We start from the raw sequence: 21,808 nt of genomic DNA on the forward strand, positions 1-21,808 counted from the left end.
TACTGCTTATCAACAGGTTTATTTCGTTGGCCCGAGACTTGCTTTCATCGCTACGCTGCGTCTTTGTTCATCCTTACGCCCTCTTGGCAAGTAAGGAAACCTGGACGAACGACTGAGTCGGACACCGCCGTCCCCTCGGACCCAGGCACATTAGCCTGACGCTTCCCGCACTTTTAAAGCGCGAGGGAGAGTCGGGCTTTTTTGTGTTCTGAAAAAATACACAGGCAATTGCCACAGGTAAGGGTTTCGGCGTTTACCTTAAGCGAAGTATTGTCCGAAATTAATTCGCTAGTTATTTAAAGCGTTAATATTCCATGTTTAAAAATGGAAGGTTATCTGCTGTTTGATACTAAATTCCCCCTGCGCAACGCTCATTTAAAGTGCGCTGGGCGCTATTTTAAGGCAGCAAAGAAAGTTGCTGAAAAATTAAATAAGCGCGTGACAAACCATTAATTACTGACTAGATTCGTGATTCCTGGTAGGAAATATAGTTTCTAGATGAGAATAATATTGCGCCTATTGCCAGTGTGTTTGGCCTATCGACAATGACTGAGAGGGTTTGACATGAGCATCACTCGTCGCAGGTTTATCCGTAATGCTTCCCTCACCGCCGCCGCTGCGGCAGTGGCTCCTTCATTGTTTTTGCCGGGTGCAAAAGGCGCCTGGGGTGCCACGCTCAGCAAGGGCAAGCCGATCAAGGTGGGTGTGCTGTTTTCCCTGACTGGTGGTCTGGCGGTGCCAGAGGAAGATTCGGCGCTGGTGATGCAATACGCCATTGACGAGATCAACGCCGCCGGCGGCATCAACGGCTCTCCCATCGAGCCGGTGATCATCGACGCGAAATCCGACATGAACGTCTATTCGGAGAAAATGCGTGAGCTGATCCTTCGTCATAAAGTCATTTCGGTGTTCGGCTGCTACACCTCCGCCAGCCGCAAAGCGGTATTACCGACGGTAATGAGTCAGCGCAATCTGTTGTTCTATCCCACCTGCTACGAAGGGGCCGAATGTTCGCAGAACGTCATCTGCACCGGGCCGCTGGCCAACCAGCATTCCCGCGACCTCATCCCGTTCATGGTCAAGACCTTCGGTAAAAAGGTCTTTTTCGTCGGCTCCAATTACGTGTGGCCCAAAGAATCGAACAAGAACGCCAAGTTGTGGCTGGAGCAGGCGGGAGGCGAACTGCTCGGTGAAGAATACATCCCGCTGGGCAGTTCCGAGTTCGGCCCGATCCTCAACAAGATCCGCGCCGCCAAACCCGACTTCATTTTCTCCACGGTGGTTGGGGCTTCGGATATCGCATTCCACCGCCAGTTCAAGCAGGAGGGGTTCAGCGCTGACAAGATGCCCATCGCTTCTCTGACCACGGGTGAAATTGAAACCCGTGCCATGGGCAACGAATTCGGCGCGGGCCACTTCCTTTCTGCCCCGTATTTCCAGGCCCTCGACAACCCGACCAACCATCGTTTCGTGGAAGGGTTCCTTGCCAGCAAGTATGGCAAAAACGGGACCACGCACTACAACATGGAAGAAACCTACACCTCCGCATACGTGTTCAAGGCCGCGCTTGAGAAAGCCATCGCCGGACACGGCATCGAGGAAGTGACGCCGGCAATGATCCGAGCGGCCGCGGCGGGCGTTCGCCTGGAAGACAGCGTTTCTCCCGAGGGTGCCGTGTGGATCGATGAAAACAATTTCAATACGTGGCTGGTACCAAAGATCGGCCAATGCCAGGCCGATGGCAGTTTCAAGATCGTCAGCCAGGCCCCGTCCCAGGTGGCACCTGATCCTTTCTCGATCTATCCCGATGCCGGGAAATGTACCGCCGAAGGCTTGAAGGCCGCCAACGGATCGATCCGCAAGGACGTCATCTGACCCGACAGGCAGCCTGGCTGCCTGAAACCCCGAAGTCTTTTTAAAGGACAGAACTATGGATTATTCCTGGGTGACGTTCGCCAACGCTCTGCTGCTGGGCCTAAGCATTGGCAGCATCTGGTTGATAGCCGCACTGGGGCTGACGATCATCTACGGCACCGCGGGCGTCATCAACATGGCCCATGGCGAGTTGATCATGCTGGGCGCCTACAGTGCTTATTGCTTGCAGACTTACCTGGGCGTCTCTTACCTGCTCTGCATACCGCTCTCGTTCGTGATCGTCGCGCTGTTCGGGCTGGTGATCGAACGGGTGCTGATTCGTTATCTGTATGCCCGTCCGCTGGACACACTGCTGGCAACCTGGGGTGTTTCTCTGGTGCTGATGCAGGGCGTGCGGATGATTTTCGGCAACGACCCCAAGTACATCAACATGCCGCAATTTCTGTCGAGCAACGTCTCATTCGGGCCGCTCAGCCTCTCGGCGTTCCGGATACTGATCATCGCCATGACGGCGGTACTGGTCGGGGCATTCTGGTACGTGTTTTATCGCACGCATTTCGGCATCAAGATCCGCGCGGTGACCCAAAACAAAGAGATGGCTGCCTCGTTCGGCATCAATTCCCAACGGATCTACATGCTGACTTTTGCCTTGGGAGCGGGGCTGGCCGGGCTGGCCGGTTCGTTGTTCGCGGCGCTGAGTATTGTCCTTCCAAATATGGGCACCGGCTATATCGTGCAGTCGTTCCTGGTGGTCGTCACGGGTGGAGGCAGCCTGTTGGGCAGCGTTGCGGCCGGGGCACTGACCGGCGAAATCCAGTCGGTGCTGGCGTACCTGATCAACGATACGTTCGCGCGCTTCATGTTGTTCATCCTGATCGTGGTGTTCCTGCGCTTCAGGCCCCAGGGGCTGTTTTCGGCAGGGGCGACCCGGCGATGAAAACCTTGAGTCTTTTCCAGGCACCCGCGTTCTTTCATGGAGGCTTTCAGGATGTCGAGTAATCCCTATCACGACAAACGCTGCCAGTGGCTGATGTATCTGGTGTTTTTCGCTGGTGTGGGGCTGATCCCGGTCTTCATCGACGACGCATTTCTGCTCAACCAGTTCGCCCTGTATGGCGTGTTCGGTCTGTTGGCGGTGTCCATCAGCTTGTGCTGGGGGGCGGGCGGCATCCTCAACCTGGGTCAGGGCCTGATGTTCGGCCTGAGCGCGTACGGCATGGCGATGACCATGCAGATGCAGTCCCAGGACCCGATCAACAATCCCATTCCCCCGTTCATGCTCAATAACGGGCTGGACCATTTGCCGTGGTTCTGGAGTCTGTTCAGCAGCACCGGTGGCGGGATCTTCCTCACCCTAGCGGTGCCCACGCTGTTTTGCCTGTTGTTCGGCGGCCTGATGTTCTCGGCGCGGGTGTCGGGGCCTTTCTTCGCGATCATTTCATTGGCGTTGCTCAGCGCCGTCGGCACCCTGGTGCTGGACATCCAGCCGTACACTAATGGCGCGAATGGCATCAGCCCGCCGATGCCGCTGCAGATATTCGGCGCGCCGCTGGACCCGTATTCCACGAGCATGTTCTGGGTGGTGTTCGTCTGCCTGTGCGGCCTGACGGTGCTCGCCAAGCTGATCACCCAGAGCAAATTCGGACAGATCGTCCATGCGCTGAAAAACGACCCTGAGCGGGTGCGATTCCTGGGCTACAACGTGGCGCTGTACGAGACGCTGATCTACACACTGTCGGGTTTTATCGCCGCGGTAGCCGGCTGCTGCTTCACCCTCATCGTGCAGTACGTATCGCCGGCGCAATTCGACGTCGCATTCAGTATCACGATGGTCATCTGGGCGGGCATTGGCGGACGCCTGTCCTTGCTGGGTTCGATCATCGGTGCGCTGTTGATCCAGGGTGGGCAAAGCTATCTGGGAGACAGTTTTCTCAACAGCTGGATGTTGATCCTCGGGCTGTTTTTTATCGTCGTGGTGCGCTTCCTGCCAAGGGGCCTTGCGGGGCTGATCGAAAGTGTCCTTGGGCGCTTGCGCACCCCTGAGCCCGCCGCGCACGAAGCGTCGGCGGCCTTGACCAAGAGTGGGAGCTGAGCATGGCCGGCGTTCTTGAAATTCGTGACTTACACAAGCGCTTTGACACCCATCACGTGATCAATGGCTTTAGCCTGGACGTGGCGGAGCAGACTTTGTCCTGCCTGGTCGGCCCTAATGGCGCGGGCAAGACAACCTTGATGGACTTGATCACAGGTCGATTGAAGCCCACTTCGGGCAGCGTGCGTTTCCATGGCGATGAACTGACGGGCCTGAGTGAAAACGACATCGCTCGCCGGGGGCTCGGTCGCAAGTTTCAGATACCGGCGGTGTTCAAGGACCTCTCGGTGCGGGACAACCTGACCGTGGCCTACAGCCGACACGTCAACCCGTTCATCAACATGATCAGGTTTTCCGACCCGGCCATGAATCGACGACTCGAGGAGGTCTGCACGCTGGTGGGATTGCATAATCGCCTGCGGGTTGAGGCCGGCCTGTTGTCCCACGGCGAAACCCAGTGGCTGGAGATCGGGATGGTGCTGATGCAGGAGCCGCGCCTGCTGCTGCTTGATGAGCCTATCGCCGGAATGACCGAGGGTGAAATCGAGAAAACCGCGCATTTGCTGCGCAAGATTCGCCGCACGGCCACGTTGATCGTCGTTGAGCATGACATGGGCTTTGTGCGTGAAATCGCCGATGTCGTCACCGTCATGCACATGGGCACGCTGCTCGCCCAGGGACGTATCGACGAAATCGAGGCAAATCCGAAAGTCCGGGATGTCTACCTGGGCACGGAAGAGGAGAGCGCCTGATGCTGATGGATGTACGAAACCTGTCGTCCTGGTACGGCAAGACACAGATCTTGCGCGATCTCTCGTTCGATCTTCAGCAAGGCCAATGCCTTTGCGTGCTTGGCCGAAACGGCGTAGGCAAGACCACGCTGATGCGCAGTCTGATGGGCCTGTGCGACAAGACCACCGGCAGCATCCGCATGCTGGACAACGAACTGGTGGACGTGCCCACCCATGACCGATGCAAGGAAGGCATCGGCTACATCCCCCAGGGCCGGCAGATATTCGGCAAGTTCACGGTGCGGGAAAATATCCTGCTGGGATCGTTCGCCCGCGCCGACGGCAAGACTGAAGTGCCGGAACTGTGCCTGTCGCTCTTTCCCTATCTGGCCGACAACCTCGATCGCCGTGCGGGGCTGCTATCGGGTGGCCAACAGCAGCAGCTGGCGATTGCCCGAGCCTTGGCGGTCAACCCGAAAATGCTCCTGCTCGATGAGCCGACCGAGGGCATCCAGCCCAACATCGTGGCCGAGATCGGACAGACGCTGAAGATGCTGAACAAGGAAATGGGCATCACGCTGATCCTCACCGAGCAACACATCAAAGTGGCGCGGGCCTTGAGCAACGCGTTCCTGATGATTGACAACGGGCGCATCGTCGCCCACGGCAGCATCGACCAACTCTCCGATGAGCTGGTGGAAAAACACATGACCGTCTGACGTACCTGAAACGAAAGTCCAGGGCACCTGACCCTGCCGATGATAAGGAGTGACTGATGATATCGATACCTGCAAAAGGAACCCTGGAGCGTGATGCGTTGATCGCCGAGCACCGGCGATGCGTCGACTCGATGAAAGGCGTGGCTGGCTTCTCGGTGCTGTATTGCGCCACGCCTGGCGACACCACCGATGTGAGCGGCGGGATTCACGAATTTCCGGTGCTGCGCCGTGTATTGCTGCGCATGCGCGGTGAAAGTCCGGCGGGCAAATTGGTCGTGGTGTGCACCAAAATCGAGGAGCAGTGGCGGATTGCGCGGCTGTCAGGGGTTCGCGGCGTGCCGCCCACGTTCGTCAACGACGTGGTGTACGACAACGAGCAGGAGATCCAGCACGACATCTTCCTGATGCGCCTGGACGAACTGCCAGCGGACGCCGGCATGCCTGAGCACTTCCACGACGGCTGGAAGCGCAAGGACGATAACTGGCCAATTACCTGACCGGTCACCGATACGCCCCTCTTATTTTTTGACTGTTCCTGACAGCGACGCCCTGACGTAGCTCGGGCAGACGCATGCCGCGATTTTGGAGATAAGCACTATGTCCACCATGAGACTGGCCGGATACGCCGACAAATTTAGCGTGCATCCGGGTGAGACCATCAAGTTCTTCGTCAACTGCGACGGGCCGGAAAACTTCGATGCCGACATCGTGCAGATGATACACGGAGACACCAATCCCCGAGGCCCAGGCTTCATCGAGAAGGAGGTGCCTGGCGCTTTCAAAGGCACCGTCACTGGTGCCCGGCAGATGATCCACGGAGGCTCCTACGGTTTTGTCAATGACGCCAAAGCACTGAATCCCGAAAGCTTCACCCTACAATGCTGGGTCTGGCCGACCGCGCCCAAAACTCACCCGCGCTACTGGAAGCACGGTCCGCAGGGTCTGGTCACCAAATGGTCTGGCGACCAAGGCTATGGCTTGTTCATCAACGAGCGGGGCTGCGCTGAGTTACGCATCAACGGCGAAAAGCTCACCACCGAACTGCCGTTGCGTGATCACGCCTGGCACTTTCTGGCAGCCACTTTCGATGCGGCCACCGGAGCAGCGGTGCTCTATCACGAGCCACAGGTCATGTACGCGCTGGACCCGGTAATCGCACCGGTCACGCGCACGCTGTCCGGTCCGCTGATCAACGCCCCAGTGCCATTGGCATTTGCAGCGTACGTCGAAGCGCTGGATGACGGCGCGCTGGCACGTTCATCCATGCCCGCTGGGGTGGTGTTCGCCGGCAAATACAACGGCAAGCTTGATTCACCCCGCTTGTGCAACCGGGCGCTGACGCGCTTGGAAATCGAAACCATGAAACAGGGCGCACAACCCGGGCTGACCGAGCGCCGCAACTCGGGGCCTACGTCGGATCTTGCCAAGTGCCTGGTCGGCGCGTGGGAATTCAGCGAGGGCATCAATACCCTGATGCTCAAGGATTGCGGTCCATATCGTCTGGATGGTCGATTGGTGAACTGCCCGACGCGGGCTCTGACCGGTTATAACTGGGACGGTACCGTATTTGACTGGACCAAGGCGCCCACTCAGTACGGCGCTATCCATTTTCATGACGACGACGTCGACGATGCGCGCTGGGAAGTCAGTTTCGAGTGGCAGGTGCCGGTGGACGCAAAAAGCCGCTTTTATGCCGCCAAGCTGACCACCTCCGACAACGACGAAGACTACATTCCGTTCTGGGTTGTCCCGGAACTCGGCAAGCAGCAGTCCAAGATTGCGGTGATGGTGCCCACCATCAGCTACATGGCGTATGCCAACGAGCATGTGGCTTCGAATGCCGGAGGCGCCGAGTTGTTCGTCTATCGCGTGCCAATCATGCAACACCAGAATATGTTCCTCGCCGAGCACCGGGAATATGGTGGTTCGATCTACGACACCCACACCGATGGCAGCGGTATTTGCCTGTCTTCGCGGCTGCGGCCGATCCTCAGCATTCGTCCGAAATACGACCACTTCCTGGCGCAGGCGCCCTGGCAGTACCCGGCCGACCTGCACCTGGTGTACTGGCTTGAGACCATGGGCTACGACTACGACGTGTTTACCGACGAAGACGTCAGCTATGAAGGGCTGGCCCGTCTGGAGCCCTACAACGTGGTCATCACCGGGTCGCACCCGGAACACAACACTGGCACGCAGCTGGAAGCGTTGCACAACTACACCGAGCGCGGCGGGCGCCTGATGTACATGGGCGCGGACGGCTGGTACTGGGTGCATTCCTACCATCCGGGCTATGAAGATCTTGGCCGCGGCGTGGTGACTGAAATGCGCCGGTGTGAATCCGGCATCCGCACCTGGCGTGCCGACCCCGGCGAGTACTACCACCAGGGGACAGGCGAACTGGGCGGCATGTGGCGCTTTCGCGGTCGTTATCTGCATTCGGTGGCCGGAACCGGGATGTCCTCCGAGGGTTTCGACATTTCCTCATGGTATTCCCGCACGCCGGACAGCAACGATCCCCGCGTCAGCTGGGCGTTCGAAGGCATCGATTACGATGAGAAGCTCGGCAATTTCGGCCTGGTAGGCGGCGGGGCGGCAGGGCTTGAACTCGACATCGTCGACACCATGCTCGGATCGCCCCCGCACACACTGACCGTCGCCACCTCGGCGGGTCGGCACACCGAGGCCTATCTGTTGGTGATGGAGGATTTCGGTTTCAACCAGCAGGGTACCGACGGCACATCGCACCCGCGAGTGCGCTCCGATATCGCGTTCCACGAAACCCCTAACGGCGGCGCCTGTTTCGCCTTCAGCTCGATTGCTTTCTGCGGATCCCTGCCCTGGAACAACGGCGACAACAATGTTTCGCGTCTGGTGAAGAACGTGCTTGATCGTTTCTCCATGGACGGGCCGCTGCCAGCGCCGAGTCCTGACGCCGTTCAATACCGGGGCCGCGCGGATTACGACGCCCCTGAAGATCGCCATCGTCGTCGCTGACGCAACCGGATCCGGTGTGCTGTCGCGCGCCGGATCGACGTTGAATTCTCGATAGGAGCTGAATATGTCTCGTCGACCGGAACTGGGTTATTACGAAGACGGGCTGAACCTGAGGTCACCGGCCAGTTATGCCGATTGCGAAGGGGCCGTGGGGGAGGCGGCGATGTTGCCGCTCAGTGCCTACCGATCACTGGAGGTCTCGTGGCTGGAAGACGAATTTCTGTGGACCCGTGAATGGATCTGCATTGGTAGCCAGCAAGACATGCCCGGTGCGGGCGATGTGCTGCCCTATACGCTGGGCAATCATGGCATCCATGTGCAGCGCCAGGCGGACGGTTCATTACGTGGTGCGTTCAACCAGGCGCAGCACGGTGGTTGCCGCACGGTGCCGGATCAATGTCAGGGGGGCAGTAAGACTCACTGCTCCTTCACTTCATGTGGCTACAGTCTCGACCGAAAACCCTTACTGGCGGACGAAGCGGGTGGCGCCGCCATGCACCAATACCTGGGGCTGCGGCCAGAGCGTCTGATCCCGGTGCAAGTCTCGGTATCGGGTGCGCTGGTGTGGGTCAACCTTGACGCAAGCCCCGCCGCGCCGCCCGTCGAGCAAAGTCCGTTGCGGCAATGGTTGACCGACGGTGCAGCCTGGATGCGGCTGGGCGTTCACTGGCAGGAAGTGGACTGCGACTGGAAATTGCTTGCCCAGCATTTGGCAGGAGTGGAGGCGCCGCAGGATGAGTCAACCCTGATCGTGCGCGGCGTCACCGACGAAGCCGAAGTGGCTTGGTGCTTCCCCAATCTGTTGCTACTGCGCGATGCCGATACGCTTTGCATGGCGATCCTGCAACCGGTGGGGCTGGGAAAAACACTGTGTCGCATTCAGGTGTTCAGTCATGGCGGTCTGGTGGCAATCGACGCCGAGGAACAGTTGCAGACGTGGATCAAACTGATCACCCGCAGAGCGCAAACGGCGGTAACTGACTATCAGGAGCTGATGCGCTGGGATCACCCGGCGCATGTCCTCGATCCATTCGCTGTGTATCCGCGACAACACGACCGTGCAGGCCTGTGGGCACAGCAGCATTGGATCCGGCGCGTCACCCGGTCCACGCAGGTCAATCATGAACTCAAGCTGTTCAGCCCTGTGAGGAACTACCTGATATGAACAATCACCTGCAAACGGCCCCTGTCTCCGACCTTCAGACTGCCATCCGCCACTACGAACAGGCGCGCTACGACGAAGCGCTGGACGTGTTTACCGACTTGGCCGTAACCCGGCAGGACCCTGTGGCGCAGATGTGGGTTGGCGCGTGCCATGCGGGGGGCACGGGCGTCGCTTATTCACTGACCCAGGCATTCGCCTGGTATCTCAAGGCCGCCAACGGAGGCAATGTACAGGCTCGGACCAACGTCGGCGCCATGTTGATGATGGGCCAGGGCTGTGCGGTTGATGTAAAGGCTGGCCTGGCCTGGCTGGAGCAGGCCGCGAACGAAGGCGACTGCGGTGCCCAGTTCAATCTGGCCACGCTGTACTCAACCGGTAAATTGGTCGAAACAGATTACCCCCGTGCTACCGGCTGGTATCAGCGAGCCGCGCAACAAGGGCATTACCCATCGCAAGCCCGGCTGGGTTACTGCTACCAGTTGGGGCAAGGCGTGGAGAAAAACCGGGTGCAAGCCTACTTCTGGTTGTCGCTGGCCGCCCGTCACGGCGTTGGTACGGCATTGATCCAGCTCGAACAACTCAACGAACAGATGTCCGAGGACCAGAAGCAGCAGGCAGCAGTACTGCTGGAACAGTGGACCTCTCAACAGCAGACCAGCGCGCAGCGCTGGCAATCCCAGGCGGTGTGAGATGACGGTCTACAGCGTGCAGCAGATCAAGTTCGAATTCCTCAGCTACATCAAGGAGTTTGGCGGCGCAGAGGGGTGGCTGATCGGCGTCTGCGATGATCCCGAGCAGACGCTGTTCGACAGTGGAATGGTCGACGCGCAAGCAGATATCTGGTTATGGAAACCGGCTCTCAATGCCGGGGCGGCAGGCAAGGTTCTGGATTATTTCCAGCAACGCTTCCAGATCCCTGGCGCGTCGGCGCCGCCAGGAATGGAAGAGGCCAACTGCGTGTTTTTGTATCGCAAGGGCGAGCGAATGATGGGTGCGCAGCAGTCGTAATGTGGCGGTCTAACGAAACCGCACACCCATTTAGGCAAGAAGGCTACCGCGCTCTTGATGTCGGAAGACCTCGAGCGTAAGCGCTGATCAATCAGCTAAGCGTCCATGAGCCAGTTGACTGCTGTGCGAGGCGTTTGAGGTCGTCCATTCGGGTAACTGCGCACATCGTATCAGGCGGCGATCACCAGACATTGAGCGACTCAGGCTGCGTAGCCGAGTGAACGAGTCGTTCACCCAAGGGCGAAGTGCTCCGGGCAGCCGGAGCACCATGTCGATGATGCAAGAGAGGGATGAGCAAATCGGGCGTTTCAAGGTGCGCAGGTTTAATTCTCTAGGGCATACGTCGCTTTACTCACCCCTATAACGGCCTTTTCATAAAGTCGATGAGATAGGTGGATAAAGTATCGTAATCATCATTGAAGTGGTGGTTACCGGGTATCCCAAGTGTCTTGCCCACGGTCACAGTATCAGTGCACCCGCTTTTGCGCGCCTCGTCTGTGCCATAAACGCAGAACACTTTTTTAGCGGGCAGTTGAGCCATTTCTGGCGCTGTCATGTATTTCCCGGTGTCTTCACCCATCATCCCTTCGATGCGAATTTCGAAGTTTGCGTTGCGGGCGAAAGACAACAGCACGATGCTGTCGACATCAGCCTGGTCTATAGCAGGCAGACGGTTGTACAGCGCAGGCAGTACATCGGCGCCGAAGGAATATCCCGCGAGGATGAAGTGCTTGATACCCCAGACCCGGCGATAGTGCTCCATCAGTTCTGATAACTCTGATGCGCTTTTTTCCGGGCTCTGAAATCCCAGTAGTAGTGCAGGGCATCGACGCCGACGACAGGTATTCCGGAATCCGAAATGTGCTCGGAGACTTTCTTGTCCATGCCTCGCCACCCGCCATCACCCGAATAAAAGATCGTCAGCGTATCGCCGGTCGTTGCGGAAGGCAGCTCAACCAATGGCAGTTTATTGAGGATGTTCAGCTCCGGGATATCCAGGATCTTGTGACGTAGATAGGTTTCCAGTTCCTCTGAAATCAGCTTCCTTGGCGTGACCGGCGTCGTGACATCAGTGGCTACACCATTTTCCAAAACGGTCAGCTTGTTTGAAGTGACGTTATGCCAAGTCCCTTTTGAAGGAAGTATGGTAGCTGGGCCAGCGCAGACTTCCTTTGCGGGCTCACCGATGCTGTCGGTGGTCAACGAGACTGCAATCGCCTGCTCGTTTTTCTGCAAGGACAGCCAGCGTTGCGCAAGAATCGCTTCTTGATCCAGCCCCACGACAATGTCCGGTGCAGGCGCAAACCGCCGCAACGACTCATCGAAAAGTCGAAGTGCCTGCAAACAGTCCGTGGTGGGAAGTTCGACCTTCACGATGGTGGCCGACGCATCGAAGCTCAACTTGCGCAGACGCTTGGTGCCAAAGTCGTTATTGATGGGCACGGCAATAACGATGGTTTTCTTCGAGGTGTTGGGGACGAACAGTGTGAGCGTCGATGAACCACCGAGGTCGTGGGTCTGAACCGTGGGAAGCACTCGAGGCAGCATGGCCCTTCGTGCCTTGCGTTCGCCGACAGAATGAGAATGCACGATTAAGGCAGCTGCCAAGGCCAGGACAAGTGCAATCAGCGCCACCAAAAGTTTTCTGCTTTTGAAGCAATGGCGGGGCAGTTCTGTTTTTTTCATTGTTCAGTTCAAGGTTTCAAAGTGCTTACAAATTACGCAGCCACTGTATCGCGGCCAGGCTGTCTGAAGGCTGATAGAGATTTGATTGCCGGATCGCCACCCAAAAGAAGTGCCGCACAAAAAGAAACCCACTCGAGGTGGGTTTCTTATTCTGCCGTTTTGGGATAACCGATCACGTGCATCGCACTGACGCCGGAGCGTACAGGTCAGACGAGCAAATCACTCCTGATATGCCACGCTGAACTTCGCCTCCGGGTGCGCCGCCTGATAGGCCTTCATGGTTGTGCGTAGTTTCTGCGCCGATGCAGCGTCGGTGGCATAGAAAGCCACGGTGTCGAAGGCTGCGGCGATCTTCGGCACGGTCAATTGCAGGTCGGCGACCTTGGTCCAGTTCGCGGGATGCTGGGAAAACCAGTCGTCATAGACGAAAGCGTAGTGCACATCCTTCTTGTCCATCAGGGTCTGAATCCATTCAGGGCCGGTCTCGGACTTGCGTAGTTTCAGGGCTTCCAGGCTGCCCAGACCCCAGAGGTCAAGCACGTAGTGGTGACTGTGCAGCGCCACCAGCCCCAGATCGTTGACGGCCACGGGCTGGTCCAATTCTTTGGCGATCATCGCCATCGCGTACTGTTGATTATGGATCGCCCGTGCGGCAAGCGGCGTGCTGAAGGTGGTGTAGACCAGTGGCGCGAATGCCAGCGGCAGCAAACCGAATATCAAGGCGACCGAGCGCGGCTTGAGGCTGGTCAGCGCCCAGTGAATGAAGAACACTCCCAGGAAGCTCAGCCAGTAGATCTCGTAGCGTCCGTACCAGCCGTATTTGCCCAGCAGTACGTGCAAGGCCGTCACGCTGATGAGCAGGACCACGAGCGCCCGGCGCTGGATAAAAAACGCACACATCACCAGCATCAGCACGATCACCCAGCCGTATTTCTCGAACTGGTTGATGGCATTGAGCACGATGGATTTGACGCCGGAAGTGTCGGATTTGGCGATCACCGACGACGGTAGCCAGCCCATGCCGATGTGGTCCAGAAACAGTGAGAACCCGGCGATCAGCGCAACGATCACCGCGCCGCAGACCACTGTTCGGACCCCTTCGCCTTTCATCAGGAGGTAGAGCAGCACCGGCATCGAGATCGCCAACCCCTCATAACGCACCAGAGGCAGCAAGATGATCGCCCCATACACCAGCGGCTTCACGGGCAGGCTGCGGAATTCCTTGTCCAGCACAGCCTGGGCAATGGCGATGGCGAGGAACACCTGCAAGCAATGCTCCATGCCATTGAAGATCAGGCCATAGAAATTGGTCGCCAGCAGCCAGCCGCCGAGGATGAAGAGTTTCGGCCACGCGCTGACGCTCTGCAGTATCTGTAACAGCAGGCGGAAGGTGAGGAAGGAGAAGATCAGATTCAGGACCAACGGCACTTTGTACATCGCCGCGCCGAGGAAGCCGAAGGGCGCCAGGATCAACGGCCAGATGATGCTCGACGAGGGCGCCGAGAACTCTGTGGGGTTGATGCCGTAATGACCGTTGAATATCTGCCGCGCCAACGTCAGATGAATGTAGGGATCGTCGAGGGTGTAGAAAAACTCGCCGCCATTGAGCGCAACGACTGACAGCATCAATACCAGGAGGGGGGCCAGAAACAGCACGCAGGTGATGCGTCGGTCCGAAAGCCACGTTGTTGCCGGTATCGAGGCGAGGGTAGCGGTATCCATAGCGATGGCACTCGAATGCGTCCATGATGCACGCACTATAAGCACAGGCCTGGACTAACGGTCATCGCAATTGTTGATACCCAACCTCGCAGACGCTGGCGATGCGGCGCCATAAAACCAGCAGCGCAAGTCGCTCTTTCGCGGCTCTATCGCGCTGCCATATCAGGCTTAGGCGACTTTGTGCACGGAATCCATTTCCCGCAGATGCCCTTTGGCAGTCTTGCCCGCCTGCTGCACCACCCATTTCATGAATTCGACGATCGCCCATTCTTCGCGCCGCTCCTTGGCGCAGTACACGAAGTAGTCGAATTTCAGCTCACAGGTGCTGTTGGTCACTTGCACCAGACGCTTGGACCGCAGCGCTTCGGAGGCAAAGACATTGTTGACCAGCGCAATGCCCTGACCCGCGCAGGCAGCACTTATCAACAAGGACTCATCGCCGTAGCTCGAACCTTGGATCATCTTGCGATTGCCCATGCCGAATGCATTCATCCACACCTTCCAGTAATTGCGCTCGGTGTCTTGCAGCAGTGGATAAGTCAAACAGTCCTGTGGGCTCTCGATGCTGTGCTGCTTGGCCAGCAGGTTCGGGCTACACACCGGGATCAGATAGGAAGACCACAGGCGGGTCGCGTGATTGTCAGGGCTGGTCGCCATCTCGCGTTGGATCGAGATATCCACATGTCCATGTTTGAGGTCGGAAAGGCCGTTGCAGATCTGGATCGAGATCTCGATGTTTGGGCAGCGCTCCTTGAAGTCACCCAACGCGGGAATCAGCCAGGAACTGGCAATAGTGGAAGTCGTGCTGATCACCAGCCGTGTCTGCCGGGGCTGCTTTAGGGCCGCGCCGGACCAGGCTTTTTCGATGACGTCGAAGGTGTCGGACAGCTCGTCGAACAGGCTCCGGCCGCTGGCAGTCAGTTGAATACCCTTTGCGTCACGTTCGAACAGGCGCTTGCCGATCTGATCTTCCAACCCCTTGATCTGCTGGCTGATCGCCGCGGGAGACACACACAGGTGATCTGCGGCGCGCTTCATACTGCCGACCTTGCACACCTCGACGAAGGTGCGAAGGGCAATCAACGGGATTGCTCTGCTCATCGTGCATACTCCGCCCAGATGCCACGGCCAGTGGGCCGAAGAGTGAATGCGTCTGTTGGTGTCGCCATATCGGCGCTTCCAAAAGCCTGTTTTATCCCACGGCCGCGATCCCTTTTGGCAAATGCCAGGCGCAGCCGGGCCTCGGTCTAGCCAGACAATCGCTTCATGATTTAGCTGTGGATAAGCGTTCGAGTCAGGTTATCGCAGGAGAGTCCTGCGTTTGCGGTGCGGGTTTGGGCTTGCTCTTGCTGAGCACGAACCACACCGCCAGACAGATCAGGCCGCCGCCATACAAATGGCCAGCCGACAGGTGTTCATCCAGGAACATCACGCCCCAGAGCACGCCGAATGGCGGGATCAGGAACGTTACCGTCAACGAGCGAACCGGGCCGATGTCAGCGATCAGGCGGAAATACAGGATGTACGCGCACGCGGTGCAGACGAAACCAACCGCCGCCAGCGACAGCCAGACAGTGGAATCGCCCCATGTCGCAGGCGGGTTTACCGCTGCTGAGATCCCGAAGAACGGCGCAAGAAACAGCGTGGCGCCAATCTGGCTGCCGAACGCGACGAGCTTGGCATCGAGCCCCCCCTTGTCGGCGATCCACTGACGAGTGAGAAAGCCTGCCGCGCCGTAGCAACTGGTAGCAACCAGGCAGGCCAGCGCGCCCATTACTACCGTACTGGTGAAGGTGACCGGGCCGGTGGTGGTGAGCAATGTTATCCCCAGTAAGCCGATTAATACGCCTGCGGCTTTTTTCGGGGTTAGCGAATCGTTAAAGAACATCGAGCCAATCAAGACACCCATCAACGGCGTCGTGGCATTGAGAATGGCGGAGTAACCGGAGGGTAATAACAAGGCCGCAATGCTGTACATCAGAAAGGGTATGCCGGAGTTGATAACGCCTAAAACCATCGTGGCTTTAAGTTTGCCCTGAAAGTCGTGGCGTGTTTTAAGGATCGCCAGGATTACCAGCAAACCCACGGCCCCCAGTAATACGCGGAAGAACGCTGTGGGCAATGCACCTAATACCGGGGCGGCCACGCGCATAAACAGAAAGCTTGCGCCCCAGATCGCTGCGAGCAGAAGTAGTCGAACATAGTCAGATAGTCGCATGGCACTTCCATCCCAAATCCAATGCTTTCAACAAATCGGCTCGAAACATGTAGATTGACGCTCGTCGAGCCGCGGTGTGATGATTTGAGCAGTGTCCAAAGCCCTGCTCAAGCGAGCTTTTCTTAAGCGCATTAGTTTTTCTTAACTGAGGACCGGCATGAAATTCCCGCCTCTGTACGCCTTGTTGTGTTTCGAAGCGACGGGGCGTCACGCCAGCATGAAAAGCGCGGCGGGCGAGCTTTTCGTCACACCGGCGGCAATCAGCCAACAGATCGCCAAGCTGGAAAAGGCCGTTGGCGTCACCCTGTTCATTCGCAACACCAAGCGTCTGGAGCTGACCCCCGAGGGCAAGATTTACCTGCGCGCCATCCGCCCGGCGCTGGGTCAGATCTCCGACGCGACCCAGCGTCTGATGAGCGACAACGGCCCCAACACCATCACTGTCAGCTGTACCAGCGGCTTTGCGATGCAATGGTTGCTACCGCGGCTGCCCGATTTTCAGGCGATCTGCCCCGGTATCGAAGTGCTGATCAGCACCACCAACCGGCTGGTGGACCTGTTGGGCGATGGTGTGGATTTCGCCGTCCGTCACGGGCTGGGTCGCTATCCCGGGCTTGAAGTCGAGATGCTCATCAATGACCGTCTGCAGCCGGTTTGTGCGCCGAGTCTGCTGCCGGATTCGCGTTACCTTTCTTCGCCTATCGACCTGAAGAACTACACCTTGCTACATGACGAACACCGCGAAGATTGGGCTTTATGGCTCAGGGCCGTGGGTATCGAAGACGTCGAGGCTGCGGTGCACCGAGGTTCGGTTTTCGTGGACTCCAACGGTGTGATCGAGGCTGCGCTGGCAGGCATGGGTATCGCGCTGGTGCGGCGTTCGTTGATCCGTGAAGAACTCGCGTCGGGGCGCTTGGTCGTGCCGTTCCGCGCCACCATCGACACGCCGATTGCCTATTACCTGGTGTACGACGAAACAGCCATCCTGCCCAAATCCAGCCGCCAATTCCGGGACTGGCTGGTGTCCCAAGCGATCGCCAGCCAGCGGGAATTCACCACGCGTTGAGTCTTGATGACAAACCCTCTGGCTCTGCCCTTGCAACGGGTGAATCTGAAGGCAATCGGCTTCTGCCCGGAGAGTGGGGCAAGCTGGAGCGCCACCCCGGTTGCTCCTACTGCTCCCGGCAAAACCAAAAGGGAATCGATATGTGGTGTCCCGTCCATGTGCTCTGTATGTTTTGAATCAATGTTTATCCCGACAGTTAAGCCCTGCTTCAGTGTTCATTGAACATATAAACTCCGCCAAAAAAACACTTAACTACCTGATAAACTGATGATTAAGTAAACTTGAGTTAAGTCAGACTTAACCGGGAATTGCGTATTTCTTGTTTGCTCCCTATCCCGATTTTCTTCAGCTTATCCCTCAACTCAACGGCGTCGTCAGGCAATGGCGGGCGTGGGTAATACAACGGGCAGGGATGCTCCGGGCTGAAGGAGAACTTCATGACAGACTTTCAAATTTTTCGCCCCATGGCGTGGGACAAACTGGTTCATGAGTACGATCTGGACGGGTCCAGGCTTCTGCCCTGGGAGGGTTATCCAACGCCCATTGGCGGCGGTTGGTGCGTGGTGCTCCCTGGCACCAAATCGCTCTCCCATACGCAGATCGACCAAGAGTTTTTCATCGGCATTAAAGGCACCGCCAAACTGGTGGTGGGCGATCAGACTTACGCCTTCGCCATGGGCGACATCGCCGCCATTCCGAAACACACCGATCATTACGTGCTGAACGACACCGACGAAGACTTCCATTTTTATGTGGTCTGGTGGGATCGCGATTCGGCCAATCGTTTCCTCGATGAAGATGCCCGGCAAGCCGTGGCACTGAATGAATTTGCCCTGCAAAAAGCCACGATTCATGACGTGTCCGACCAGAGGGCTTCGTAATGGGCAAGCTCCTGGTCACCATCACGCCCCCGACGCCGAACGGCGATCTGCATATCGGGCACATGGCCGGCCCTTTCCTGGCCGCTGACATCTACACCCGAGCGCAACGCCAGCGCGGCCATGACTGCACGCTGGTGTCGTATTCGGATGACTATCAGTCGTACATGCTGCGCCGCGGGATCGAGCTGGACCGCGCGCCGCAGGAACTGGCGCTGGAGAATACGGACAAGATCAACGACACCCTGAAAAAGATGGGCATCGAAGTCGATTTCTGGATGCGTCCTTATCGCAACAGCTACTTCAAGAAGGCTGTTGAAGAAACTTACGAATACGCCGTGAAGGCGGGCGCCATTTACAAGAAAGTCAGCCAGGAACCCTACTGCGAAGCCTGCGATAAATGGGGCTATGAAGCGTTCGGGCGGGGTAATTGCGATCACTGCGGTGCGGACTCCGACGCCAGCCAGTGCGAAGAATGCGCCCACACCCCCAACGCCTCGAAGATGAGTAACTTCCGCTGCAAGCTGTGCTCGTCGCAGATGATCTGGCGGCCGGTAGAGCGCGAATTCCTGGCTCTCTCCAACTTTCGCAATCACCTGCAGAGCACCTTCGAGCACGCGCCGCTTCGGCCGTTCATTCGCAGGTTCCTCAGCGAAGAATTCGAGATCGGCCCGGTGGACTGCGGCATCACCCGCCCCCATGACGGAGGTCTGGATCTCAAGCCCGACGGCAGTCGGCGCATTCACACTTGGGTGATGGGCCTTTCGGGCTATCTGAGCGCCTTTCGCGAGTACCTCAACGAATACAAACACGCGCCGTGGGAGTACGACGAATACTGCCGTTCGGGCAAGGGCCGGCTCGTGCATTTCCTCGGATATGACTGCGCCTTCAGCCACATGATGGTTTACCCGGCGCTGCTGCAGACCATGCACGGCTATCGCATGCGCCAAAGCTTCTACACCAACCAATTCCTGACGTTGAACGGCAAGAACCTGTCCACCAGCCGCAATTACGCGATCTGGGCCCGGGATCTGGTGGCCGATGCTTGCACCGACAGCGCGCGGTTCTACCTGGCGCTGATTGCTCCCGAGCAGGACACCGACGACTTCGACGTCGAGAAATTCGCCGCCTGGCGCAGGGAAACCTTCAGCGAAGTGCTGGTCAAGCTGGCGGCACAAGCCGAGCGCGAGCGGGTCGAGGGCGACAGCCTCAAAGTCAACTCGGCAGATGCGGCGGCGATCAAGATCCTGGTCGCCCGCTGGTTCGAAGTGACCTCGGTGGATCATTTCACCATGAAAGGTCTCGCGGTGCTGCTTTCCGACATGATCAACGCTGCCCGTGATCGCCAACTGCTCGGCAAACGAATTCTGCCGTACATGGCGTTGATCGGGGCGATTGGTGCGCCCGTGTTCCCGGAGCTGGCCAGGCAGATCCTGCGTTACTGCCGTTTCACCGAGAACGAGGTGTTCCACCAGCTCGTGTATGTCAGCGCGGTTGAATACGAGATCTGATCAGGAGACGCTGATGAAAACGTCATTCGATGTGATCGTGATCGGCGCCGGTGTGATAGGCGCTTCGATTGCCGCCGCGCTGGTAGAAAGCGGTCTGGATGTGGCCCTTATGGAGAAGGGCATTGGCGGCGGTCAGGGAGCGACCCGCGATACCGGGGGCATCGTCCGGGCGCTGGAACTGGACCCGGCGCTGCGCCCGTTGACCTGTCGCGGCGCGCACCACGGCAGGACCGGCATCGTGCATGCGTTATTCGAACAGACGCTCAAGCGAACCGGTGTCGCCTACATCGCCAGCTCCGAAGTGTGCGGTCGCTATCTGGATGCCGTGGGCAGCGAGGGTACGCAGAACGTCGAACTGCATGCCTCGGTGAGTGCCCTGGATAATGGTCGTTTCACAGCGTTCTGCAAGGAGGAATGCCTGCTGATCGAGCGCAACGGCGGAACGGTCGATGCGCGCGCCTGCGTTTCCAACCTGTGCCGATACGTCAGCGAAAAGGCGACCTTTCTCGATCATCTGGCGGTCGATCGTTGTGTCGAACGCGAAGGCTACGTTGAGGTGCACGCGGGCAAGCTGTGTCTGGAAGCGACCTGGGTGGTCGATGCCTGTGGCGCTGACGGCCCGCTGCCCCGGCCCTACGGCGCTGTACATGCGCGCACCATCCCGTTCACCCGGATGAGCTGCGATGACGCGCCGAGTATGCCGATCATTGCTCATCATCTGAATACCTACCTGCTGCCGCTGGGACGCAATCTGATGCAGGTGGGCGGACAGCGCCGGCACCGCGCCGATCATGCCTCTGATCTCAATCTGTCGGTGATGGACAACGAGCACGATGTGGTGGAGCGCGTGGCCAGACTCGGCTTCGACGCGCAACGCAGCCTCGCGGTCGTGACTCAGGTGGCGTGGGATGCCTACACCGACGACGGTCGTCCGCTGATCGGCCGCTCCAATGCCAGCAGTCATATCTATCTGGCCACAGGCTTTTGCGGGATTGGCTTCAAAATGGCACCGAGTGTTGCGGAATTACTGGCATTCGAGTTGGGCGGGTTGATGACCGGAGTACAGATGGATGGCGACCATCGTTCCATCATGAAAGCCTTCAACCCCTCACGCTTTACCGAGGTAGCCTTGTCATGATGCGCCTGGGTATCTGCGCAGCACTGGACGTCGGCACCACCTTGCACGCCCGAAGCTTCCTGCGCGGCGTTTATCTTTCGAGCCACCTGTTCAGCAACGTCCGGCGTGCGCAGCATTTGTACTTCGATGATGGCGCCAGTGCCGAAGGTGGACGTGCGGCCGCCAAGCATTTCATCGAGGCGAGTGTCGATGCGGTGATCGGTCATTTCGCTTCCGAATCCGCTGCTGCGGTAGTAGAAACTTATGCACAGGCAGGTATTGCGCTGATTCTTCCCGCCTCAACCTGTGCGGCGCTGACCGAGGATGGCAGCACGACCTTCAGGGTTTGCGCGTCAGATCGAGTGTTGGCCAAGCGATTGCTGGCGTTCGCCGCAGGCGAAGGCCTGCTCAAACTGGCATTGTTTGCCGACCCTAGCCTGCACGGACAGCGACAACTGCAGGAGTTGAAAAACGCGGTCAGCGCCTCTGCCAACTTATCCACAGTACAAATCGTGACTGAGCCGGCGCAAGCCGATGCGCTGGTGTTCTGCGGACGCCTGAAAGCCAGTCGGCAGTTCCTTGTGGAAAATCGCGCCTGCGGCTGTGGATTACCGCTGTTTTTCACCGATGACGCGGCGTCTCCAGCGCTGGTTGGTGGCTTGAACCAAACAGGGACTGTTTACGTGGTGAGTTTTCCTGTCGCCAGCGACCTGCCAGAAGCCCACCCGGTGGACCTCGCGTATCAGCGCATTTACGGCGAACCGGCACCGGTCTACGCCATCGAGACGCTGGCCGCTTTTTCTCTAGTGGACCTCGCCGCGCGCCAGCATCGCAGATTGCTCGATGCGTTGCGCTTCGATGAGTTTTCCACACCTGCAGGCCCCATCAGTTTCAGCAATGGGGAAAACGATCACGCCCGGGTTTCGCTTTGGGTCTACGCCGACAAGCGCGTCCATGAAAGACGGCTGCTGTGTTGAATCGGGCCGCCAAGGCTCGCCAAGTCTTTGAACCTTTCAGGAAGAA

General features: G+C 58.2%; 18 protein-coding genes and 2 pseudogenes. 16 read left to right on the forward strand and 4 right to left on the reverse strand.

What is annotated here, in order from left to right; all coding sequences use genetic code 11:
- Positions 1 to 564: 564 nt before the first annotated feature.
- The 11 genes and pseudogenes from CE491_RS06690 to CE491_RS06740 all read left to right on the forward strand — a co-directional run.
- Positions 565 to 1,875: a transporter substrate-binding domain-containing protein gene (locus CE491_RS06690; protein ID WP_110947566.1), complete on the forward strand. Its 1,311-nt coding sequence runs from the start codon at positions 565 to 567 to the stop codon at positions 1,873 to 1,875.
- Positions 1,876 to 1,930: 55 nt separating this feature from the next.
- Positions 1,931 to 2,812 (forward strand): urea ABC transporter permease subunit UrtB, encoded by an 882-nt coding sequence (gene urtB, locus CE491_RS06695; RefSeq protein WP_110947567.1) that lies wholly within the window; start codon positions 1,931 to 1,933, stop codon positions 2,810 to 2,812.
- A gap of 51 nt (positions 2,813 to 2,863) precedes the next feature.
- Complete coding sequence (urtC, locus tag CE491_RS06700) at positions 2,864 to 3,967, forward strand: urea ABC transporter permease subunit UrtC (protein ID WP_110947568.1); 1,104 nt, start codon at positions 2,864 to 2,866, stop codon at positions 3,965 to 3,967.
- A gap of 2 nt (positions 3,968 to 3,969) precedes the next feature.
- Positions 3,970 to 4,719 carry an urea ABC transporter ATP-binding protein UrtD gene (urtD, locus tag CE491_RS06705; RefSeq protein ID WP_110947569.1) on the forward strand — a complete coding sequence of 250 codons (750 nt, stop codon included), beginning with the start codon at positions 3,970 to 3,972 and terminating at the stop codon, positions 4,717 to 4,719.
- Positions 4,719 to 5,417, forward strand: coding sequence for an urea ABC transporter ATP-binding subunit UrtE (gene urtE / locus CE491_RS06710; RefSeq protein ID WP_110947570.1), 699 nt, complete (start codon positions 4,719 to 4,721; stop codon positions 5,415 to 5,417). The genes urtD and urtE overlap by 1 nt, the downstream gene beginning before the upstream one ends.
- A 56-nt stretch (positions 5,418 to 5,473) precedes the next feature.
- Positions 5,474 to 5,914: a N,N-dimethylformamidase, small subunit gene (locus CE491_RS06715; protein WP_110947571.1), complete on the forward strand. Its 441-nt coding sequence runs from the start codon at positions 5,474 to 5,476 to the stop codon at positions 5,912 to 5,914.
- Between the two features lie 100 nt (positions 5,915 to 6,014).
- A complete protein-coding gene (locus tag CE491_RS06720; protein ID WP_110947572.1) occupies positions 6,015 to 8,414 on the forward strand; it encodes a N,N-dimethylformamidase beta subunit family domain-containing protein in 2,400 nt (799 codons plus the stop codon).
- A gap of 64 nt (positions 8,415 to 8,478) precedes the next feature.
- Complete coding sequence (locus tag CE491_RS06725) at positions 8,479 to 9,579, forward strand: Rieske (2Fe-2S) protein (RefSeq protein WP_110947573.1); 1,101 nt, start codon at positions 8,479 to 8,481, stop codon at positions 9,577 to 9,579.
- Positions 9,576 to 10,268 carry a tetratricopeptide repeat protein gene (locus CE491_RS06730; protein ID WP_110947574.1) on the forward strand — a complete coding sequence of 231 codons (693 nt, stop codon included), beginning with the start codon at positions 9,576 to 9,578 and terminating at the stop codon, positions 10,266 to 10,268. Before CE491_RS06725 ends, CE491_RS06730 begins: the two co-directional genes overlap by 4 nt.
- A gap of 1 nt (position 10,269) precedes the next feature.
- Positions 10,270 to 10,587 carry a hypothetical protein gene (locus CE491_RS06735; RefSeq protein ID WP_110947575.1) on the forward strand — a complete coding sequence of 106 codons (318 nt, stop codon included), beginning with the start codon at positions 10,270 to 10,272 and terminating at the stop codon, positions 10,585 to 10,587.
- 35 nt (positions 10,588 to 10,622) lie between these two features.
- Positions 10,623 to 10,906: pseudogene (locus tag CE491_RS06740) on the forward strand (IS3 family transposase); the annotation flags it as partial.
- A gap of 39 nt (positions 10,907 to 10,945) precedes the next feature.
- On the opposite strand, the pseudogene CE491_RS06750 reads toward CE491_RS06740, so the two are convergent.
- The 4 genes and pseudogenes from CE491_RS06750 to CE491_RS06765 all read right to left on the reverse strand — a co-directional run bounded on the left by CE491_RS06750 (position 10,946) and on the right by CE491_RS06765 (position 16,213).
- A pseudogene (locus CE491_RS06750) lies at positions 10,946 to 12,273 on the reverse strand (virulence factor family protein).
- Positions 12,274 to 12,492: 219 nt separating this feature from the next.
- Positions 12,493 to 13,995, reverse strand: a complete 1,503-nt coding sequence (locus CE491_RS06755; protein WP_110947578.1) for a hypothetical protein — start codon at positions 13,993 to 13,995, stop codon at positions 12,493 to 12,495.
- A gap of 168 nt (positions 13,996 to 14,163) precedes the next feature.
- Entirely contained in the window at positions 14,164 to 15,096 is a 933-nt protein-coding gene (locus CE491_RS06760; protein ID WP_110947579.1) for a LysR substrate-binding domain-containing protein, read from the reverse strand.
- Between the two features lie 193 nt (positions 15,097 to 15,289).
- Complete coding sequence (locus CE491_RS06765) at positions 15,290 to 16,213, reverse strand: DMT family transporter (protein WP_110947580.1); 924 nt, start codon at positions 16,211 to 16,213, stop codon at positions 15,290 to 15,292.
- 157 nt (positions 16,214 to 16,370) lie between these two features.
- On the opposite strand from CE491_RS06765, the gene gcvA reads away from it, so the two are divergent.
- The 5 genes from gcvA to CE491_RS06790 all read left to right on the forward strand — a co-directional run bounded on the left by gcvA (position 16,371) and on the right by CE491_RS06790 (position 21,762).
- Entirely contained in the window at positions 16,371 to 17,279 is a 909-nt protein-coding gene (gene gcvA / locus CE491_RS06770) for a transcriptional regulator GcvA (RefSeq protein ID WP_110947581.1), read from the forward strand.
- Positions 17,280 to 17,716: 437 nt separating this feature from the next.
- Positions 17,717 to 18,160: a cupin domain-containing protein gene (locus tag CE491_RS06775; protein ID WP_110947582.1), complete on the forward strand. Its 444-nt coding sequence runs from the start codon at positions 17,717 to 17,719 to the stop codon at positions 18,158 to 18,160.
- Positions 18,160 to 19,668 carry a methionine--tRNA ligase gene (locus CE491_RS06780; protein ID WP_110947583.1) on the forward strand — a complete coding sequence of 503 codons (1,509 nt, stop codon included), beginning with the start codon at positions 18,160 to 18,162 and terminating at the stop codon, positions 19,666 to 19,668. Before CE491_RS06775 ends, CE491_RS06780 begins: the two co-directional genes overlap by 1 nt.
- A gap of 13 nt (positions 19,669 to 19,681) precedes the next feature.
- Positions 19,682 to 20,806: an NAD(P)/FAD-dependent oxidoreductase gene (locus tag CE491_RS06785; protein ID WP_199885017.1), complete on the forward strand. Its 1,125-nt coding sequence runs from the start codon at positions 19,682 to 19,684 to the stop codon at positions 20,804 to 20,806.
- Complete coding sequence (locus CE491_RS06790; protein ID WP_110947585.1) at positions 20,803 to 21,762, forward strand: ABC transporter substrate-binding protein; 960 nt, start codon at positions 20,803 to 20,805, stop codon at positions 21,760 to 21,762. Before CE491_RS06785 ends, CE491_RS06790 begins: the two co-directional genes overlap by 4 nt.
- Positions 21,763 to 21,808: the final 46 nt, after the last annotated feature.

The organism is Pseudomonas bohemica (genome assembly GCF_002934685.1).
Lineage (GTDB): Bacteria > Pseudomonadota > Gammaproteobacteria > Pseudomonadales > Pseudomonadaceae > Aquipseudomonas > Aquipseudomonas bohemica.

What these genes read in the sequence shown, in the direction of transcription:
- CE491_RS06690 (WP_110947566.1), top strand. Translation starts at nt 565, where the DNA reads ATGAGCATCACTCGTCGCAGGTTTATCCGTAATGCTTCCCTCACCGCC.
- urtB (WP_110947567.1), top strand. Translation starts at nt 1,931, where the DNA reads ATGGATTATTCCTGGGTGACGTTCGCCAACGCTCTGCTGCTGGGCCTA.
- urtC (WP_110947568.1), top strand. Translation starts at nt 2,864, where the DNA reads ATGTCGAGTAATCCCTATCACGACAAACGCTGCCAGTGGCTGATGTAT.
- urtD (WP_110947569.1), top strand. Translation starts at nt 3,970, where the DNA reads ATGGCCGGCGTTCTTGAAATTCGTGACTTACACAAGCGCTTTGACACC.
- urtE (WP_110947570.1), top strand. Translation starts at nt 4,719, where the DNA reads ATGCTGATGGATGTACGAAACCTGTCGTCCTGGTACGGCAAGACACAG.
- CE491_RS06715 (WP_110947571.1), top strand. Translation starts at nt 5,474, where the DNA reads ATGATATCGATACCTGCAAAAGGAACCCTGGAGCGTGATGCGTTGATC.
- CE491_RS06720 (WP_110947572.1), top strand. Translation starts at nt 6,015, where the DNA reads ATGTCCACCATGAGACTGGCCGGATACGCCGACAAATTTAGCGTGCAT.
- CE491_RS06725 (WP_110947573.1), top strand. Translation starts at nt 8,479, where the DNA reads ATGTCTCGTCGACCGGAACTGGGTTATTACGAAGACGGGCTGAACCTG.
- CE491_RS06730 (WP_110947574.1), top strand. Translation starts at nt 9,576, where the DNA reads ATGAACAATCACCTGCAAACGGCCCCTGTCTCCGACCTTCAGACTGCC.
- CE491_RS06735 (WP_110947575.1), top strand. Translation starts at nt 10,270, where the DNA reads ATGACGGTCTACAGCGTGCAGCAGATCAAGTTCGAATTCCTCAGCTAC.
- CE491_RS06755 (WP_110947578.1), bottom strand. Translation starts at nt 13,995, where the DNA reads ATGGATACCGCTACCCTCGCCTCGATACCGGCAACAACGTGGCTTTCG.
- CE491_RS06760 (WP_110947579.1), bottom strand. Translation starts at nt 15,096, where the DNA reads ATGAGCAGAGCAATCCCGTTGATTGCCCTTCGCACCTTCGTCGAGGTG.
- CE491_RS06765 (WP_110947580.1), bottom strand. Translation starts at nt 16,213, where the DNA reads ATGCGACTATCTGACTATGTTCGACTACTTCTGCTCGCAGCGATCTGG.
- gcvA (WP_110947581.1), top strand. Translation starts at nt 16,371, where the DNA reads ATGAAATTCCCGCCTCTGTACGCCTTGTTGTGTTTCGAAGCGACGGGG.
- CE491_RS06775 (WP_110947582.1), top strand. Translation starts at nt 17,717, where the DNA reads ATGACAGACTTTCAAATTTTTCGCCCCATGGCGTGGGACAAACTGGTT.
- CE491_RS06780 (WP_110947583.1), top strand. Translation starts at nt 18,160, where the DNA reads ATGGGCAAGCTCCTGGTCACCATCACGCCCCCGACGCCGAACGGCGAT.
- CE491_RS06785 (WP_199885017.1), top strand. Translation starts at nt 19,682, where the DNA reads ATGAAAACGTCATTCGATGTGATCGTGATCGGCGCCGGTGTGATAGGC.
- CE491_RS06790 (WP_110947585.1), top strand. Translation starts at nt 20,803, where the DNA reads ATGATGCGCCTGGGTATCTGCGCAGCACTGGACGTCGGCACCACCTTG.